Source organism: Streptomyces sp. NPDC047869, from assembly GCF_040704065.1.
In the GTDB taxonomy this organism is placed as follows: Bacteria; Actinomycetota; Actinomycetes; order Streptomycetales; family Streptomycetaceae; genus Streptomyces.
The window spans coordinates 14,081-31,028 of sequence record NZ_JBEYRK010000046.1 but is presented as its reverse complement, the minus strand read 5'-3'; the positions used below and the strand labels follow the sequence as shown (position 1 = coordinate 31,028).

The window sequence follows — 16,948 nt, the reverse complement described above, 5'->3', positions numbered from 1 at the left end:
CCGAATTCGATCGGTAAGGTGTTCGTATGACTACCGGGGTTCGCCGCAGGATGGGCGTGGAGGAGCGGCGCCAGCAGTTGATCGGTGTCGCCCTGGACCTGTTCAGCAGGCGCTCGCCGGACGAGGTCTCCATCGACGAGATAGCGGCCGCGGCGGGCATCTCGCGCCCGCTGGTCTACCACTACTTCCCCGGCAAACTCAGCCTGTACGAGGCCGCGTTGAAGCGTGCCTCCGAGGATCTGGCGAGCCGCTTCGCCGAGCCGCACGAAGGCCCGCTCGGGGCCCGGCTGCTGCGGGTGATGCGCCGCTTCTTCGACTTCGTGGACGAGCACGGCCCCGGCTTCTCGGCGCTGATGCGCGGTGGCCCGGCGGTCGGCTCCTCCACGACCAACGCGCTGATCGACTCGGTGCGGCAGGCCGCCTACGAGCAGATGCTCGCGCACCTGGGCGTCACCGACGCTCCCCCACGCCTGGAACTGGTCGTCCGGAGCTGGATCTCGCTGGCCGAGTCGACGGCGCTGATCTGGCTGGACGGCCGACGCGTCCCGCGTGCCGAACTGGAGGTCCAGCTCGTGCACGACTTCGCAGCCCTGGCCGCCGTCAGCGCCGCCCACGACGCGGACATGGCGCTGCTGCTGCGCACGATGGTGGAGAACGAGCCGGCCGACGGCCCCTTCGCGGAGCTCGTCGGCCGGCTCATCGCCCTGGCTTCCTAAGTCGTGTCCGCAAAGTCGCGCCTGCGTCGCGACTTTGCGGACACGACCTAACCGCTTACCGGTCGAACTTCCGGTAGGAGGCGTCCAGGTCGCGGATCTCGGCGGACCCGTGCACGCTCGGGCCGCCTTCGCCGATGTACTTCCGGAGCAGTTCCAGCACGGCCTCGATGAGCCGTGCCTTCGTCTCGTCGCTGCGGCCGGCGAGGAGCCCGATGGTCACGTGCACGACGGCGTGCCCGTGTTCCGCCGGGTCCTCGTACCCGTACGCCGTGTGAGCGCTCGGCCGGAACTGCGTCTTGCAGGCCTCCGGCTTCGCCGCCGCGATCCCGACGGCAGCCTCGTGCAGCGCCCGCGCGAAGCCCGCGCGGTCGAAGGCGTCCTCCAGCGTGCGGGAGTAGTCGACGGTGATCTGCGGCATGAGCACTCCTGTTCTCGGCGTCGGCCCGACCCTACTCGGCCGACCGGCTGAACACCGCCACGGTCCGCGCCGGGACGGTGAACGTGCCCGACCCGGCCGCGTAGGAGGCGGACTTCACCACCGGGTCGCTGCCCGTGGCCTGCGCCGGGTGCAGCCGGAAGTGGCCGCCGGCGAGGGCGCCGATCCGCTGCTCCTGCCGCTGCGGGGTGGCGTTGAAGACGACGACCAGGTCGCCGAGGCGCATGGTGATCACGCCGGGCGTCTCGTCCTTCCCCGACAGCGGGAAGGACAGCCGGTCCTGCACCTGCGCGGCCGTACCGAGGGAGAACGCCTTCTCCGAGGTACGGATGCGCAGCAGGTCCTGGTACGCGGCCGAGGCGCCGGTGATCTGCGGGCAGCCCACCTTCACCGTGCTCAGCAGCGGCTTGGCGTACGGCCACTTGGACTCGTTGTCGGCCGCCATGGGCAGCCCGCGCCCGAAGCCGTTGCCGTCCGCGCAGTTCCAGTGGATGGCGTTGAACCAGTCGCCGCTGTCGAAGGAGTTGCGGTCCAGCGACTTCGAGCGCAGCAGGTCGGTGCCCGCCTGGGAGAGCGCCGGGCCCTGCGAGAGGGCGGCCGTGGCCATCGCCAGGACCTGCATGCGGGCCCGGTCGGACGCTGAGGTGTCCTTGGGGAGCTTGTAGGTCAGGGCGTCGAACAGTGACTCGTTGTCGTGCGCGTCGACGTAGGCGAGGGCGTCGCCGGGCGCGTCCGCGTAGCCGGCCGGGGCGCCGTTGTAGTCGATCTCGGCGCCGGAGACCTCCTTGCCGGCCGAGTCGGTGAACCGGTACTTGGCGAGGTTGCCGCTCAGGCCGACCTTGATCAGGTCCTGGTAGTGCAGCAGCCGGGCCTTCTGCTCCTCCTTCGTGCCGTTGGCGGTGGAGGAGTTGGGGTCGGTGTACAGCCCGGAGGCGAAGCCCTGGACGCCGGGGTCGGAGTCGAAGGGGCTGCCGCCGCGCACCGCGTCACGGGCCCGGTCGGAGAAGGTGGCGATGCCGGTGCCGGCCATGTTCTTCTGCGTGGCCTGCGCGAAGCGCGCGTCGTCCGCGACCTCGCCGAAGTTCCAGCCCTCCCCGTACAGGATGATCTTCCTGCCGTCGACGCCGTCCTTCTTGAGGGTGAGCGCGTCGAGGGCCTTGCGGACCGCGAGGATGTTGGCCTTCGGGTGGTGCCCCATGAGGTCGAAGCGGAAGCCGTCGACCTTGTACTCCTTGGCCCAGGTGACGATCGAGTCCACGACCAGCTTGCCCATCATCGCGTTCTCGGTCGCGGTGTTGGCGCAGCAGGTGCTGTTGGCCACCGAGCCGTCGGCGAGGAGCCGCTGGTAGTAGCCGGGCACGATCCGGTCGAGCACGCTGGTGTCGGCCTGGCCGCTGGCGGCCGTGTGGTTGTAGACGACGTCCATGACGACCCGGAGGCCGTCCTGGTTGAGCGACTGCACCATCTTGCGGAACTGGACCGTGCGGGCGGTGCCGTCGGGGTCGGTGGCGTACGAGCCCTCGGGGACCGTGTAGTGGTACGGGTCGTAGCCCCAGTTGTAGGCGTCCTTGGCGGCGGTCTTCGCCACGCACTCCTGCTGTTTGCCGGAGTCGGCCGGGTAGGAGGCCAGGTCGCAGTCCGGGCTCGCCTGGTCGGACTTCTTCTCGGGGATGGTGGCGATGTCGAAGGCCGGCAGCAGGTGCACGTACGAGGTGCCGGACTTCGCCAGCGCGCGCAGGTGCTTGGAGCCGTCGCTGTTCTTGTCGGTGAACGCCAGGTAGGTGCCCTGGTCCCTGGCCGGGACGGTCTTGTCGGCGACCGAGTAGTCCCGGATGTGCAGCTCCTGGATCTGCGCGTCCTTCAGCGGTACGGCCGCGGGCTTGCGCAGCGCCGACCAGCCGCCCGGCGCCAGGGTCCGGTCGTTCAGGTCGACGACGAGGCTGCGCTCGGAGTCGGCGGTGAGGGCGACCGAGTAGGGGTCGGTCACCTTGTTGGTGACCATCTTGCGGACGCTGGGCGCCCACACCTTCACGACGTACCGGTAGGGCTTGCCCTTCCAGGACGCCGGGCCGGTGACGGACCAGACGCCGGTGGTGGCGTTCCGGCGCATCTTCACGGCCTTGCCGTCGAGGTCGAGGTGGACGCTCTGCGCGGTCGGCGCCCAGACGGCGAGGGTCGGCCTGCCGTCGTGGAAGGTCGGCCCGAGGGCGGCCTTGGTCGCGCCGGGGTACAGGTCGTCCAGCACCCCGGCGATCTGCACGCCGGTCGCCGCCAGCACGGCGCCGTTGGCGGCCCGCTGCGAGGCCACGAGCTGCCCGTTCAGGGCCGCGCGCACCCGGTCCCGGTCACGCGGGTCGACGGACCAGGCGGTGTAGTCCTTCAGGTGCGGGAACTTCGCCTTCTGGGCGTCGGTGAGCGCCGTCTTGTCCAGACGCAGCCAGTGCTCGTCGTCGCTGGTCAGCGTCCCGTCCTCGACTGCGATGGAGCCGTCCGGGGAGTAGAGCAGCTGGGTGGAGGCGGCGCCGTCGGCGCCGTTCCAGGCGACGGTGTCCCGGTCGATCCAGACCGCCTTGGAGGTGGTCAGGTCGAGGGCGGCCGCGCTGCCCGCGGGCTGCGGCAGGAGGTACTGCTCCTGGCCGTTCAACAGCCACACCTCGTGCCCGTCGGCCTTGAGGTCCAGGGACTGGTCGGTCGGGAGGTCCTTGTCGTCGCCCTTGTGGATGATGTAGCTGAGGCTGGTGGCACCCTCGGTGAGCGGTACCTCGTAGACCGCGCCATAGGTGTCAGTCTTCACCGGCTTCAGGGGGTTCGACCAGTCGGTGGGGTTCGCGGCGCCCGTCCAGACGTGCAGGCCCCAGCCGTCGTAGTCGCCGTCGGCGCGGTGGTAGTGGACGACCGCCTTGGCGGTGTCCTGGGCCGGATAGTCGGGCTTCTTGGTGAGTACGTCGTCCTTGCCCTGCTCGATCCAGACCTCACCCGTCCTGGTGACGTCGATGGACCGGTCGGCGGAGACGTCCTTGTTGCCGTCCTTGTCGATGACCAGGAAGCCGACGTTGGAGGCGCCGGGCTTGAGCTTGACGTAGGCGAAGGCGCCGTAGGCGTCGCGGCCCACGAAGGGGTGGCTGGCCGGCCAGTTCGTCGCCTCGCCGTCGGCGAGGTCGCCCCAGGCGTACAGGCCCCAGTCGGCGTAGTCGCCGTCCGTGCGCTTGTAGTGGACGACCGCGTAGTCGCGGGAGGAGGCCGTGGGGACCTCGGGGGCGGCCGGGGTGCCGGTGGTGGTGCTCGCCGTGGCGCTCGCGGTGTGCCCGGCCGAGTCGATCACGACCGCCTTGTAGCGCAGGGCGGTGCCGGCCGGTACGTCCCCGCCGATGGCCTGGGTGACCTTGTAGGGGGCGTGGTCGGCGGAGCCGAGCGTGCGCCACTTGCCGTTGCCGACCTGGGCGGCGAAGACGACGCGGTTGAGCCGCCCGCCCTCGACGTCCGCGCTCGGCTCGACGGTCCCGGTGGCGCCGGCGGCCGGTGCCTTCAGGGTGATCGTCGGCTCGGTGGCGGGCTTGGCGAGGGTGCCCGCGGCCTTGTAGACGACGGCGGTGCCGGCCGGGACGGTGACGGTGAGTTCGCGGTCCGCGCCGGAGGCACGGGTGTCGTCGGCGCCGTGGATGCCCCGGTAGGACATGCCGGCCGAACCGGTCGTGAAGGTGGCCGTCTTCGCCTCGTCGGCGTTGTTGAGGGCGACGACGTACTCCTGGCCGGTCTTCGCGTCCGTGCGGGTGAACGCGTAGATCCCGGCGCCGTCGGCGGCGTGGCGCTCGGTCTGGACCCCGTCGGTCAGGGCCGGGTTGGCCTTGCGGAGCTTCGCGAGCGCGGCGATCTGCCGGTACAGCGGGGCGCCGGTGTCGTAGGCGTCGCTCGCGTGGGTGCGGTCGGTGCCGATCTCGTCGTCGTCGAGGTAGTCGGCGACCTTCGAGGCGAACATCGTCTGGCGGGCGTCCTTGTCGCCGCCGGCGCCGGTGAAGCCCTGCTCGTCGCCGTAGTAGACGACCGGGTTGCCGCGGCTGAGGAACATCAGCTCGTTGGCGAGCTTGTCCTTCTTGAGGATCTCGGCGTCGGTGGCCTTGGGGTTGTCCTGCTTCAGGAAGTACCCGACGCGGCCCATGTCGTGGTTGCCGAGGAAGGTGACCTGCTCGTACGCGTTGGCCTTGTCGGTCGTGTACTTGTAGTCGTCACCGAAGACGCCCGCCAGCTTCCGCGCGCTGCCGCTCTGGGAGGCGTAGGAGCGGGCCGCGTCCTGGAAGGGGAAGTCGAGGGTGGCGTCCAGCCGGCCCTGGGTGACGTACGGGGAGGTGACGGAGGTGTCGGCGGAGTAGACCTCGCCGAACATGAAGAAGTTCTTCCGCCCGTGCGCGGCCGCGTAGGCGTCCAGCGCGGTCGCCCACTGGGTCCAGAAATCCATGTCGACGTGCTTGACGGTGTCGATGCGGAAACCGTCGATGCCGTAGTCCTCGACCCACCGCTGGTAGATCTTCTCCATGCCCCGCACGACCTCGGGACGTTCGGTCCACAGGTCGTCGAGGCCGGAGAAGTCGCCGTAGGTGGTGGACTCGCCGGCGTACGTCGAGTCGCCCCTGTTGTGGTACATCGTGGGGTCGTTGAGCCAGGCCGGGACCTTGCTCTTGCTGGTGACCTTCGGGGTGTAGGGGAAGGAGCCGGCGCCGGTGGCCGGGAACTTCTTCGTGCCGTCGGCGTAGTCGCTGTCGTCGAAGGGCCTGCCGTCCTTCGTCAGGTACGGGAAGGCGCCCTTGGACAGGTAGCCGTAGGACTTCTCCTGGTAGTCCACGACGTCGGCGGTGTGGTTGGTGATGACGTCGAAGAAGACCTTCATGCCCTTGGCGTGTGCCTTGGAGATGAGGGTCGACAAGTCCTTGTTGGTCCCGAAGTGCGGGTCGACCTGGGTGAAGTCGGTGATCCAGTAACCGTGGTAGCCGGCGGAGGCGTTGTCCCCGGTGCCCTGGACGGGGCGGTTCTTGAAGATGGGCGCCATCCAGATGGAGGTGGTGCCGAGCCCCTTGATGTAGTCGAGCCGCTTGGTCAGGCCCTTGAGGTCACCGCCCTGGTAGAACCCCTTGTCGGTGGGGTCGTAGCCGGTGCTCAGGCGCGAACCGGTGAGGCCGCCCTTGTCGTTGGCGGTGTCCCCGTTGGCGAAACGGTCCGGCATGACGAAGTAGAACTGCTCGCGCGTGTCGTCGTGCCGGGCGGCCTGGGCGGCGAGCGCGGCGTCCGAGGGGGGCGCGGGCGGTGTGTCCGCGTGGGCGGACACCGGCTGCACGAGGGCGGCGGCGAGGGCGGCGGCGGTCACGGCCGCGGCCCTCCGCCGGTACGGGGTACGGCGCTTCGAGGGCGCCGGCCATCTCGGTATCACAGGCGGGAACTCCTAGCGATTACGGCTCTTCTGGGTCCGACCCCACGCCGCGGCTCGGCTCCGATGCCGGGCGCCCGCGCGACCGTATCGCTCACGAAAGGTTTACAGCAAGAGGGTTGAAACCCATAGCAAGTACTTGCACCCCCGCCTCTCCGCCGCCGGGGGCGTCGCGAGGGGGCTCCGGAGGCCGGCGCGAGCGGGACGAAGAGGCCGTTCACACCGATCGGTTGACGGAACAACCGTTGACGCTTCAATCGGGCTTCGCGTCCGCCGCGGGACGGAGCGGCGCCGCCCCCGGCACCCCGGTTGCGGCGCACCGCCCCCGGAGTGAGCGTGGAGGGGGGTGGCCGCGACGGCGACGCCCGGCCCGCCGGGCCGGGACCATCGCCGAGGACCGGGCCCATCCGGCCTCTCCACCGGCGCGCACTCCGTCGCGGGACACGGCGAACGGGTGAAGAGGATTCATGATGGCCAGCACCACCCGGCGACACGTCGCGCACCTGGCCGGTGCGTCCGTTCTGGCAGCGGCGCTCGCGTTTCCCCTGGGCCAGGCGGCCGGCACGCCGGCGCCCATGGCCGGCGACCGGGCCTCGTCGGATCCGCCCGCCGAGTCCACGCCTCCCTCTCCGGAGCCTCCGTCGCCGACGCCTCCTCCGCCGGCACCGACCACCACGTCACCCTCGACGCCCCCCGGCCCTACGACGCCGCCCAGCACGCCCTCGGAGACATCGCCCTCCCCGTCCACCACGAGCGGGACGGGGACCCCGAACCCCACCGACAGCGACACGGCGCGCTCCACCGCCCCCGAGCAGCCGGAGCAGGAGATCGACGGGGCGACCGCGGACCTGGACCGGAAGAAGGACGAAGCGCCCGGGGAACTGGCGCCGAGCATCGAGCGACTGACCGCCGCCCTGCGCACGGTGCGGGATCCGCGGACCCCGCCGCAGGAACGTGACGCGGTCCTCCGCAGCGCCCGGGCGGTGAGCTCCACCCTGGAGGTGATCGGTGACCCCCGGACACCCCCGGCGGTGCGGAGGGAGCTGACCGGTCTCGTGAAGCAGGTGGTCTCCACCCTGGACGCAGCCGGCAACTCCGCGCTGTCGCCCGAGGATCGGCAACAGGCCTTCTCCGTCGTCGGCGGTCTGGCCTCCGGTCTCCCCCGGCTCGGTGACCGCGGCATGCCGCAGGCGGTACGCGAGTACCACGTCCGGACCACGAGCCGGCTGCTGCGCTACACAGGCAACGAGGCGAGAACGGGTCATACCGGTCCGGGCGGCCTGCGGAGCGCGCAGGCGGTCGTGGTGGCGATGCTCACGAGCGGCGACCCGAACACGCCCGACGGGGGGCGCAAGGAACTGGCGCAGAGCGCGTACGAGGCAAGTTCGTCGCTGGACAGGGCCGGAGACCCCAGGGCGTCGGACGAGGAACGGGAGAAGGCGCGCAAGGAGCTGGGCAAGCAGATCGAGCGCATGAGGAAGAAGCAGGAGGAAGCGGTCTCCGCGCAGGGCCTGCCGGACGTGCGGCTCGGCAAGGCGGCCGAGGTCTGCACCAATTCCATCTTCGAGTACGCCCCGGAGAAGAGCCTCGGCAGGAATCTGAAGGACCTGCTCCCCGAGAAGTGGAACACGGAGGGCGTCAAGGACTTCTGGAAGTCCAGGGAGAAGGGCGACGACTTCCTCGATGTCCTCACTCAACTGCGCAACGACAAGTTCGCCGACGCGCAGCTCGAGATCAAGCGACTCATTCCCAGGCTGGCCGACTCGGTACCGGCGAGCGAGCTGTTCGGGGCACTGGGAACTCCGGCGCTGCATTGCCTGCGGGCCGCTCTGCAGCTCGACCAGGACTCGGGTGTCGAGTCGGGCACCTGGGTCAAGGTGGCGAAGGAGAAGGAATAGACTTCATCAATTCCGCCATGGAGGCCTCCGAGTGCGCGCTGATCGTCGCGACACCGTACCGGTCCCGCTCTCGCTTCTCCTGCGAGAAGATGATGCCCTTGCTCTGGAAGTGGTACGAGGATATGGAGTACACGGGCGTTCTCTCGGGAGCCCAGATCGCCAGGACGTAGCGCGCGCCACGGGTCACGTCGACCAGGTTGTTGTCGCTGCGCAGTCTGGCGAGATGTACGAGCTGCGGCTGGCACGGATTCTCCGCGGAGCAGTAGAAGCGCCCCTCGCTCTTCTTCCACGACGGATGCGGCTTGCTGAATTCATCGGCGTCGATACGACCCCGGTCCGTCTTTATGTACGTTATTTGCGCCATGGCGTAGAGCACATCATACTTCGCGCTTCTGGGGATCTGGAACACGTGCTCCAGGGTGTCTTCCTGACCTCCCTCGATCACCTGGCCGGGCGAGTAGAAGCGTTCGCTGCTTATGAGGGTGAAGGACGGCTGATCGACGTGAAGTTCCGCCTCCTCGTCGTTCTCGTCGAAGCTCTTCCGCCACGTTTCCGTGGTCGACGTGCCGCGCTCCGAATACTTGGCGGTTCTCCCGTAGACGCTCAAGTCATCGATGACGACGTGCACGGAGAAATCCCCGGTGTTCTTGACGGAGAGTTTCAGCGGGATCTGGACGAAGGGGAGTGTGCGGTCCGCCCGCGCCGTTCCGAATTCCGTCTTCAGGGTCAGGCGTATGGGGGCCACCGCGGGCTGGAACATGGTCGAGTACGCCAGGCTGAGAGCGGTGAAGACAGCCGGCACGAACACGCCGGCCGCGAATGTCCTGGGGTGCGGCACCCCTTGCCACGCCCGCTGCCGGACCAGCAGCCAGAGGGCCCACACAGACCAGCACCACAGCGGCATGAAGGCCAGCATGTAGGGCGTGTACTCCGTCTCCTCCAGCCACATCAGGACGAGAAGGCTGTCGGTGGCCAGCGATATGAGGACGCCGAGCAGGACGACGGCACCGGAGATCCGGGACTGCCGCCTCCCCCAGTGGTCGAACACCGCGACCGCCGCCGCGAGCTGCACCAGACCGGACAGCACGAACAGGACCCCGGTCAGCCGTTGCGCGAACGTCTGGGCGCCGGAGGCGTCCGGCCATCCGATCAGACCGTTGAGGACCGCGGAAGCGAGCAGTCCCGCCGCCATGAGCACACCGGTCACGCGCCGCTGGAGGGCCCGGTCGGGCCAGGTGCCGCTGTCCCCGCCGCGCCAGCACACCGTGGCCGGGTCCGCCAGATCGAGCTCCGGGTACCCGAGGCGGTCCAGTATCCGGCGCAGCTCACGCTGCGACCAGGCGCTGCCCACGGTGTCGTTGCCGATGGTGACCCGGCGCAGGCCACGGCCGTCCGGTGCCTCGACGACGACCCAGGGACGGATGCTCATGGGGCCAGCCTCGAACAGGTGCCGGAGCCGCGCACGCGCGATTGCTCCGGTCGGCCCCGGGGCCGTGACCGGGCACACCGCGCCCGGGCGGGACGCGGTGGGCCCGGTCAGGGGCGGGTCAGCAGCTCGACTTGCCGGCGTAGATGGCCAGCGCCGTGTTCGAGCCGAGGGTGGCCGAGAACTGGCCGCTGGAGTTCACCGTCACCGTGGTGTTGTTCTGCACGTTGCAGTAGGTGCCCGCGGGCAGCGAGGTCTGGTAGGTGCGGGTCAGCGAGGAGGACTCGTGGTTGATGGCCACGTAGCCCTTGCTGCCCCGGCCGAACGCGATCGCGTTGTTGCCGTTGTCCCACCAGTTGGTGACCGACTGGCCCCGGGTGGCGTTGCGGAAGGGGACCATGTTGATGATCTCCGGCCACTTGTGCTGGCACTTCCAGCCGTCCTGCCAGCAGGCGTTGACCTGGCCGCCGTTGGGCGGGCCGGCGTCCGCGTCGGACCACTCGTAGCCGGAGTTGACGTCGGGGGCGCCGTAGGGCCAGGCCAGCATGAAGACGTTGGCCAGGGTGTAGTTGGCGCCGCTCTTGTAGTTGAGCGTGGAGCCGTTGCGCTCGGTGTCGTGGTTGTCGACGAAGACGCCGGCCTTGGAGCTGCTCATGTAGCCCCAGCCCTCGCCGTAGTTGGTGAGGTAGGCCAGCTTCTCGTTGTTGAAGACCCGCTTGAGGTCGTAGGCGTACCGGAACTCCTGGACGTCCCCGTTGCCGGTGTACTCGGTGGGCTGGACGGCCTCGCCCGCGCCGTAGATGACCTCTTGCTTCCAGTAGGCGCCGGGGTTGGTCAGCCGCGACTTGATGTTGGCGAGGTCGGCGCTGTCGATGTGCTTGGCCGCGTCGATGCGGAAGCCGTCCACGCCCAGGGAGAGCAGGTCGTTCATGTAGCCGGCGATGGTCTTGCGGACGTATTCCTCGCCGGTGTCGAGGTCGGCCAGGCCGACCAGTTCGCAGTGCTGGACGTTCCAGCGGTCCTGGTAGTTGCTGATCTGGGAGGTGCAGTCGTCGAAGTCGTAGGACGAGTACAGGCCCGGGTAGTTGTACTTCGAGTACGAGGAGCCGCCGGTGCCGGTGCCGCTGCCCGCCGACATGTGGTTGATCACCGTGTCGACGACGACCTTCACGCCCGCCGAGTGGCAGGTGTTCACCATGTTCTGGAAGGCCGCGCGGTCGCCGAGCCGGCCGGCGATCCTGTAGCTGACGGGCTGGTACGAGGTCCACCACTGCGAGCCCTGTATGTGCTCGGCGGGCGGGGAGACCTGGACGTAGCCGTAGCCGGCGGGACCGAGGGTGCTGGTGCACTCGCGGGCCACCGAGGCGTAGTTCCACTCGAAGAGCACCGCGGTGACGTCCTTGGTGCCGGGCGGGGAGGCCTGCGCCATAGTCGGGGTCATGACAAGCGCAGCGGCCGTGAGGGCGACCGCCGCGGCGAGGGTTCTGCGTGCCATGTGGGGTTCCTTCTTCATCGAAGGGTGTGGGGTACCGCTGAAGGCGCTTGCTGAAATATTTCAGCAAACTTGCGGTGACGCAGATGTTAAAGGCCCGCTGCCTGAAAGGCAGCGGGCCCGTGTGAAGTTGATGCAAGAAATTTCAGAGGGGGCGTCAGACCGCCGCGGTCCACCAGACGGTGGTGTCCGCCGGCACCTTCGCCTCGCCGCCGGCCTCGGTCACCTCACCGCTGGTGAGCAGGACCCGGCCGTACGCCGGCATGGTCACCGACTCGCCGGTGGTGTTGGCGACGCACACGAACTCGCCCCGCCGGAACGCCACCACGCCCTCCGGGGCCCGCAGCCACTCCACCGACTCGCCCGCGCCCAGACCGGGCTGGGAGCGGCGCAGGGCGAGCGCGGAGCGGTACAGCTCCAGCGTCGAACCGGGCACGCCGGTCTGCGCCTCCACGCTCAGCTCGGCCCAGCTCGCCGGCTGCGGCAGCCAGCTCCCGCCGTCGCCGAAGCCGTAGCTGGAGCCCTCGCGGGTCCACGGGATCGGCACCCGGCAGCCGTCGCGGAAGCCGTCCTGGCCGGCGCCCCGGAAGTACGCGGGGTCCTGGCGCACCTCGTCGGGCAGGTCCACCACGTCCGGCAGGCCCAGTTCCTCGCCCTGGTAGATGTACGCCGAGCCGGGGAGGGCGAGCATCAGCAGGGAGGCCGCGCGGGCCCGGCGCAGGCCGAGATCGCGGTCGCCGGCGGTGCGGATCTGGGTGCCGAGGCCGGGCGGGTTGGCGAAGCGGGTGGCGTGCCGGGTGACGTCGTGGTTGGACAGGACCCAGGTGGCCGGGGCGCCGACCGGGCGCATCGCCTCCAGGGTGCGGTCGATGACCGTGCGCAGCTCGGCGGCGTCCCACTCGGTGCTCAGGTACTGGAAGTTGAAGGCCTGGTGCAGCTCGTCCGGGCGGACGTAGTTGGCGGTGCGCTCGACGGTCGGCGTCCACGCCTCGGCGACGAAGATCCGCCCACCCGTCTCCCGCCCCCGCCCTTCTGCGGAAGGCCCTTCGGGCCCCATCGTATCGGCATACTCGTCCAGGACAGTGCGCCACTGACGGTAGATCTCGTGCACGCCGTCCTGGTCGAAGAACGGCATGACATCGTTGCCCAGCAGCTTGAGCTGGTCGTGGGAGCCGAGGTCGGGCAGGCCGTCGGCCTTCACCAGGCCGTGGGCCACGTCGATGCGGAAGCCGTCCACACCCATGTCCAGCCAGAACCGCAGGATGGAGCGGAACTCGTCGCCGACGGCCGGGTGCTCCCAGTTGAAGTCGGGCTGCTCGGGGGCGAACAGGTGCAGGTACCACTCGCCCGGGGTGCCGTCCGGCTCGGTCACCCGGGTCCACGCCGGGCCGCCGAAGATGGACTCCCAGTCGTTGGGCGGCAGCTCGCCGTCCGTCCCCTTGCCGGGGCGGAAGTGGTAGCGCTCGCGCAGCGGGGAGCCGGGGCCCTCGGCCAGGGCGCGCTTGAACCACTCGTGCTGGTCGGAGGAGTGGTTGGGGACGAGGTCGACGATGACCCGCAGGCCCAGCCCGCGGGCGTCGCGGATCAGGGCGTCGGCGTCGAGCAGGTTGCCGAACATGGGATCGACGGCGCGGTAGTCCGCGACGTCGTAGCCGGCGTCCGCCTGCGGTGAGGCGTAGAAGGGGCTGAGCCACACGGCGTCGACACCGAGGTCGCGCAGGTACGGGAGGCGGGAGCGCACGCCCTCCAGGTCGCCCATGCCGTCGCCGTTGCTGTCGGCGAAGCTGCGCGGGTAGACCTGGTAGATGACCGCGTCCCGCCACCAGTCACGGCTGGCGGCGACGGTGGCGACGGCGGAGTCGGTGGCCGGGGCTGCAGAATTCTGCTGGCTCATGGCGTCCTTGATGCGGTGGGGGTCCCCCCGCCAGGGCGGGGCCGGGCGCGGGGGAAGGGTCAGTGATGGGCGTATGTACGGCGGCGGTGGCCGGTGCTTGCGAGGCGGCCGCGGTGCCGGCGGGGTCGGATGGACACCGCGGCCGCCTACCCGCGCGCCTCGCGGCGCGCGGGAGCATTACTCCGGCGGGCGTCAGCCCTTGGTGCCGCCGGCGGTGAGGCCGGTGACGAGGTTCTTCTGCACGAGGTAGAAGAACGCGGACACGGGTATCGCGACCAGCACGGCGGTGGCCGCCATCAGGTTGCGCTGGGCGTCGTGCTCGCTGACGAAGCTCTGCAGACCGACGGCGAAGGTGTACTTGGTGTCGTCGAGCATGAACGTCGAGGCGAAGGCGACCTCACCGAACGCGGTGATGAAGTTGTAGAAGGCGGCGACCGCCAGGCCCGGCTTGGCGAGCGGCAGGATCAGCCGGAAGAAGGTGCCGAACGGGGTGAGGCCGTCGACCCGTCCCGCCTCGTCGATCTCGAACGGGATCGTGTCGAAGTAGCCCTTGAGCAGCCAGGCGCTGTAGGGCACCGCGGTCGAGCAGTAGACCAGGATCAGGCCCAGGTAGCTGTCGATGAGCTGCAGGTCCGACAGGATCTGGTACATCGGCACGATGAGCACGGCGATCGGGAACATCTGGGTGACCAGCAGCACCCACATGAACTTCTTGTAGCCGGGGAAGCGCATCCGGGACACGGCGTAGCCGGTGGTGGCCGCGACGAAGACGCCGATGACGGTGGTGCCCAGCGAGACGATCAGCGAGCTCTTCATCCAGTCGAAGAAGCCGGTGTGCTGCAGGACGAACGAGTAGTTGCTGAACGTCATCTTGTGCCAGATGCCGCCCGGGTGCAGGTAGTCGTCCTTGTCCGGTCCGAGGGAGAGGAAGACCAGCCAGGCGATCGGGAACAGGGCGATCAGGCTCGCGACGGTGAGGATGCCGTGGGAGGCGAGGGAGGCCAGGGGGCGGCGCTTGCCCCGGCGGGGCGCCGGGCCGCGGTTCAGGGCCTCGAGGACCTGGGGGGTCACCGGCTTCTGGGCGGTGGCCTCGGGAGGTGTCGTGGTGCTCATGGGGACTCCTGCCTCAGATCGCGAGCTGCTGCTCATTGCGGTTCAGCCAGCGGCGGTAGAACGAGGTGAAGACGATCAGAATGGCCAGCAGCAGGATGCCGTAGGCGGCCGACTGCGCGAAGTCACGCGGCTGCTGTCCGAAGCCCAGGTAGTAGGCCCAGGTGACGAGGATCTGTGCGTCCGGGGCGGTGTTGCCGAAGAGCAGGAAGATGACCGCGAACTGGTTGAACGTCCAGATGATGCCCAGCAGGACGACGGTGGAGCTGACGGACCTCAGCCCGGGCAGGGTGACGTACCGGAAGCGCTGCCAGGCGTTCGCGCCGTCCATCTCGGCCGCCTCGTAGAGCGAGGAGTCGATGGACTGCAGGCCGCCGAGCAGGGAGACCATCATGAAGGGCACACCGCACCAGGTGTTGACCATGATGGCGGCGAACCGCTGCCAGAAGGTGTCCTCCAGCCACAGCGGGGCCGGCAGGTGCAGCGCGTCGAGCGCCGAGTTGATGACGCCTCCGTCGGCGAGCATGAAGCGCCAGCCGAAGACGGTGACGAAGGTGGGCACGGCCCACGGCAGGATGAGGATCAGCCGGTAGAAGGTGCGGCCGCGCAGCTTCTGGTTGAGCAGCAGGGCGAGGCCCAGGCCGATGCAGTAGTGCAGCGCGACGCAGAGGGCGGTCCAGGCGATCGTCCAGATGAAGTGCGACCAGAAGCGGTCGTACGCCGTCGGGCCGAACAGGATGTCCTTGTAGTTGTCGAGCCCGATGAACTTGTAGGTGGCGTCGATGTGGTTGACGCCGATGGTGCGGGCGGTGTTGAGGCTGTTGGCGTCGGTGAGCGTCAGGTACAGGCCGTACACCAGCGGGTAGATCACCAGCGCGCCCAGCACGACCGCCACCGGGGCGATCATCGCGTACGCGTACCAGTGTTTCTGGTAGCCACTCTTGATGCGCCGGCCCAGCCCGGGCCGAGGCGCGCGGTCACCGCGGCGCTTGCCGGTCGCGCGGTCGATGGCGACTGTCATGGTTCGACACCTTCTGGAAGATCAGGGTTGGGCCGGGCACAGGCGGTGGCCGCCGGATCCTTCCCCCTTTCAAGGAGAGGATCCGGCGGCCACCCGGGCTCACTTGCTGAAGTCGGGCACCAGCTTGGCGACGGCCAGCTCGGCGTTGCTCAGGCCCTTGTCCAGCGACTCCTTGCCACCCGCGATCTTGGGCAGCTCGGTGTCCAGCGGACCCCACAGGGAGCTGTACTCGGGCAGCGCCGGGCGGGGCTGGGCGGCGGAGAGGACGCCCTGGTAGCCGGCGATGCCGGGGTCGGCCTTGACCTGGGCGGTGTAGGCGTCACCGCGGGTCGGCAGGGTGGAGTTCTTCAGGGCGATGGTCTCCTGGGACTTCGCCGAGGTCATGAAGTTGACGAACTTCAGCGCCGCGGTCTGGTGGGCCTTGTCGGAGCCGGCGTAGACCGAGAGGTTGTGGCCGCCGGTCGGGGCGCCCGCCTTGCCGGCCGAGCCGGCCGGGACGGTGGCGATGCCGAGGTTGGACTTGTCCTTGAAGGCGCTGCCCTTGTAGAAGTTCGTGATCTCCCAGGGGCCCTGGATGATCGCGGCGACCTTGCCGTTGACGAACGCGTCCTGGATGTGGGCGTAGGCGTCGGCGGTGGTGTCGGCCTTGTGCAGACCCTTGCCGGAGAACAGGCTCAGCCAGGTGCCGTAGGCCTTCTTGGCGGCGGCCGAGTTCACCGTGACCTTCTTGGCGGCGGCGTCGACGGTGTCGGTGCCCTCGCCGTACAGGAAGGACTGGGCGTAGTAGGCCTGGGTGGAGCCCCAGTAGCCGGGCACGCCCGCCTTGGCCTGGACCTTGGCGGCGTCGGACTTCAGCTCGTCCCAGGTCTTGGGGGCCTCGGTGATGCCGGCCTTCTTGAAGAGGGCCTTGTTGTAGACCAGGGCGAGGGTGTCGGTGACCAGCGGCGCGCCGTAGGTCTTGCCCTCGTACTGTGCCTGCTTGATCAGGTTCGGCTCGAACTTGGCCTGGTCGGCCAGGGCGTCCGTGCCGTCCAGCGGCAGGAAGTAACCCTTCTTGGCGAAGGCCGGGGTCCAGCCGACCTCGGAGCGCAGCACGTCCGGGGCGCCCTTGGAGCCGGCGGCGGTGTCGAACTTGTTCTGCGCCTGGTCGAAGGGCACGTTGACGTACTTGACCTTGACGTCCTTGTTGGCGGCCTCGAACTGCTGGACCAAGGCCTTGTACGTCGGCGCCTCGTTGGTGGCGTTGGAGGTGTCCCACCAGGTGATGGTGACCGGGCCGTCCGACTTGCTGTCGCTGTCGCCACCGCCGCACGCCGTCGCCGCCAGGGCGAAGGACGCCACCAGCGCGGAGGCCGCTATGCCACGCCGCATGAGTTCTCCTTGAGGGTTAAAGCCCGTGTGATGCAGGGGCGGTCCCGTCCACCGGCCCTGCTGTCTTGCCGACTGCGCCGTTGCGGCGGCCGGGCGACCAGGAACGTAACAGCGTTGAAAGCCCCGCGAAAGACCTTGCAGCAAAAAAGTGCAAGAGAACACGACGGT

Annotated in this window: 10 protein-coding genes; 2 read left to right on the top strand and 8 right to left on the bottom strand. The window is 69.3% G+C overall.

The window, feature by feature from the left end:
• The first annotated feature begins 26 nt into the window (after nucleotides 1–26).
• Complete coding sequence (locus AB0924_RS36280) at nucleotides 27–716, top strand: TetR/AcrR family transcriptional regulator (protein WP_358940287.1); 690 nt, start codon at nucleotides 27–29, stop codon at nucleotides 714–716.
• Between the two features lie 55 nt (nucleotides 717–771).
• On the opposite strand, the gene AB0924_RS36275 is transcribed toward AB0924_RS36280, so the two are convergent.
• Both AB0924_RS36275 and pulA read right to left on the bottom strand, forming a co-directional pair.
• Entirely contained in the window at nucleotides 772–1,134 is a 363-nt protein-coding gene (locus tag AB0924_RS36275; RefSeq protein WP_358939948.1) for an isomerase, read from the bottom strand.
• 31 nt (nucleotides 1,135–1,165) lie between these two features.
• The gene (pulA, locus tag AB0924_RS36270) at nucleotides 1,166–6,571 is read right to left on the bottom strand and encodes a pullulanase-type alpha-1,6-glucosidase (RefSeq protein ID WP_366913728.1); all 5,406 of its coding nucleotides are present in this window, start codon (nucleotides 6,569–6,571) and stop codon (nucleotides 1,166–1,168) included.
• 467 nt (nucleotides 6,572–7,038) lie between these two features.
• On the opposite strand from pulA, the gene AB0924_RS36265 reads away from it, so the two are divergent.
• A complete protein-coding gene (locus tag AB0924_RS36265; protein ID WP_366913727.1) occupies nucleotides 7,039–8,466 on the top strand; it encodes a hypothetical protein in 1,428 nt (475 codons plus the stop codon).
• On the opposite strand, the gene AB0924_RS36260 is transcribed toward AB0924_RS36265, so the two are convergent.
• The 6 genes from AB0924_RS36260 to AB0924_RS36235 all read right to left on the bottom strand — a co-directional run bounded on the left by AB0924_RS36260 (nucleotide 8,441) and on the right by AB0924_RS36235 (nucleotide 16,780).
• The gene (locus tag AB0924_RS36260) at nucleotides 8,441–9,895 is read right to left on the bottom strand and encodes a Yip1 family protein (protein ID WP_358939942.1); all 1,455 of its coding nucleotides are present in this window, start codon (nucleotides 9,893–9,895) and stop codon (nucleotides 8,441–8,443) included. The two genes, AB0924_RS36265 and AB0924_RS36260, sit on opposite strands and share 26 nt — an antisense overlap.
• A 118-nt stretch (nucleotides 9,896–10,013) precedes the next feature.
• On the bottom strand, nucleotides 10,014–11,387 hold the full coding sequence (locus AB0924_RS36255; protein WP_358939940.1) for an alpha-amylase family protein: 1,374 nt from the start codon (nucleotides 11,385–11,387) through the stop codon (nucleotides 10,014–10,016).
• 154 nt (nucleotides 11,388–11,541) lie between these two features.
• Nucleotides 11,542–13,278: a glycoside hydrolase family 13 protein gene (locus tag AB0924_RS36250; RefSeq protein ID WP_358939938.1), complete on the bottom strand. Its 1,737-nt coding sequence runs from the start codon at nucleotides 13,276–13,278 to the stop codon at nucleotides 11,542–11,544.
• A gap of 192 nt (nucleotides 13,279–13,470) precedes the next feature.
• The gene (locus tag AB0924_RS36245; protein WP_358939936.1) at nucleotides 13,471–14,391 is read right to left on the bottom strand and encodes an ABC transporter permease subunit; all 921 of its coding nucleotides are present in this window, start codon (nucleotides 14,389–14,391) and stop codon (nucleotides 13,471–13,473) included.
• Between the two features lie 13 nt (nucleotides 14,392–14,404).
• On the bottom strand, nucleotides 14,405–15,409 hold the full coding sequence (locus AB0924_RS36240; protein ID WP_366913726.1) for a sugar ABC transporter permease: 1,005 nt from the start codon (nucleotides 15,407–15,409) through the stop codon (nucleotides 14,405–14,407).
• 99 nt (nucleotides 15,410–15,508) lie between these two features.
• On the bottom strand, nucleotides 15,509–16,780 hold the full coding sequence (locus AB0924_RS36235; protein ID WP_366913725.1) for an extracellular solute-binding protein: 1,272 nt from the start codon (nucleotides 16,778–16,780) through the stop codon (nucleotides 15,509–15,511).
• Between the last annotated feature and the right edge of the window lie 168 nt (nucleotides 16,781–16,948).

What these genes read in the sequence shown, in the direction of transcription:
- AB0924_RS36280 (WP_358940287.1), top strand. Translation starts at nt 27, where the DNA reads ATGACTACCGGGGTTCGCCGCAGGATGGGCGTGGAGGAGCGGCGCCAG.
- AB0924_RS36275 (WP_358939948.1), bottom strand. Translation starts at nt 1,134, where the DNA reads ATGCCGCAGATCACCGTCGACTACTCCCGCACGCTGGAGGACGCCTTC.
- AB0924_RS36265 (WP_366913727.1), top strand. Translation starts at nt 7,039, where the DNA reads ATGGCCAGCACCACCCGGCGACACGTCGCGCACCTGGCCGGTGCGTCC.
- AB0924_RS36260 (WP_358939942.1), bottom strand. Translation starts at nt 9,895, where the DNA reads ATGAGCATCCGTCCCTGGGTCGTCGTCGAGGCACCGGACGGCCGTGGC.
- AB0924_RS36255 (WP_358939940.1), bottom strand. Translation starts at nt 11,387, where the DNA reads ATGGCACGCAGAACCCTCGCCGCGGCGGTCGCCCTCACGGCCGCTGCG.
- AB0924_RS36250 (WP_358939938.1), bottom strand. Translation starts at nt 13,278, where the DNA reads ATGAGCCAGCAGAATTCTGCAGCCCCGGCCACCGACTCCGCCGTCGCC.
- AB0924_RS36245 (WP_358939936.1), bottom strand. Translation starts at nt 14,391, where the DNA reads ATGAGCACCACGACACCTCCCGAGGCCACCGCCCAGAAGCCGGTGACC.
- AB0924_RS36240 (WP_366913726.1), bottom strand. Translation starts at nt 15,409, where the DNA reads ATGACAGTCGCCATCGACCGCGCGACCGGCAAGCGCCGCGGTGACCGC.
- AB0924_RS36235 (WP_366913725.1), bottom strand. Translation starts at nt 16,780, where the DNA reads ATGCGGCGTGGCATAGCGGCCTCCGCGCTGGTGGCGTCCTTCGCCCTG.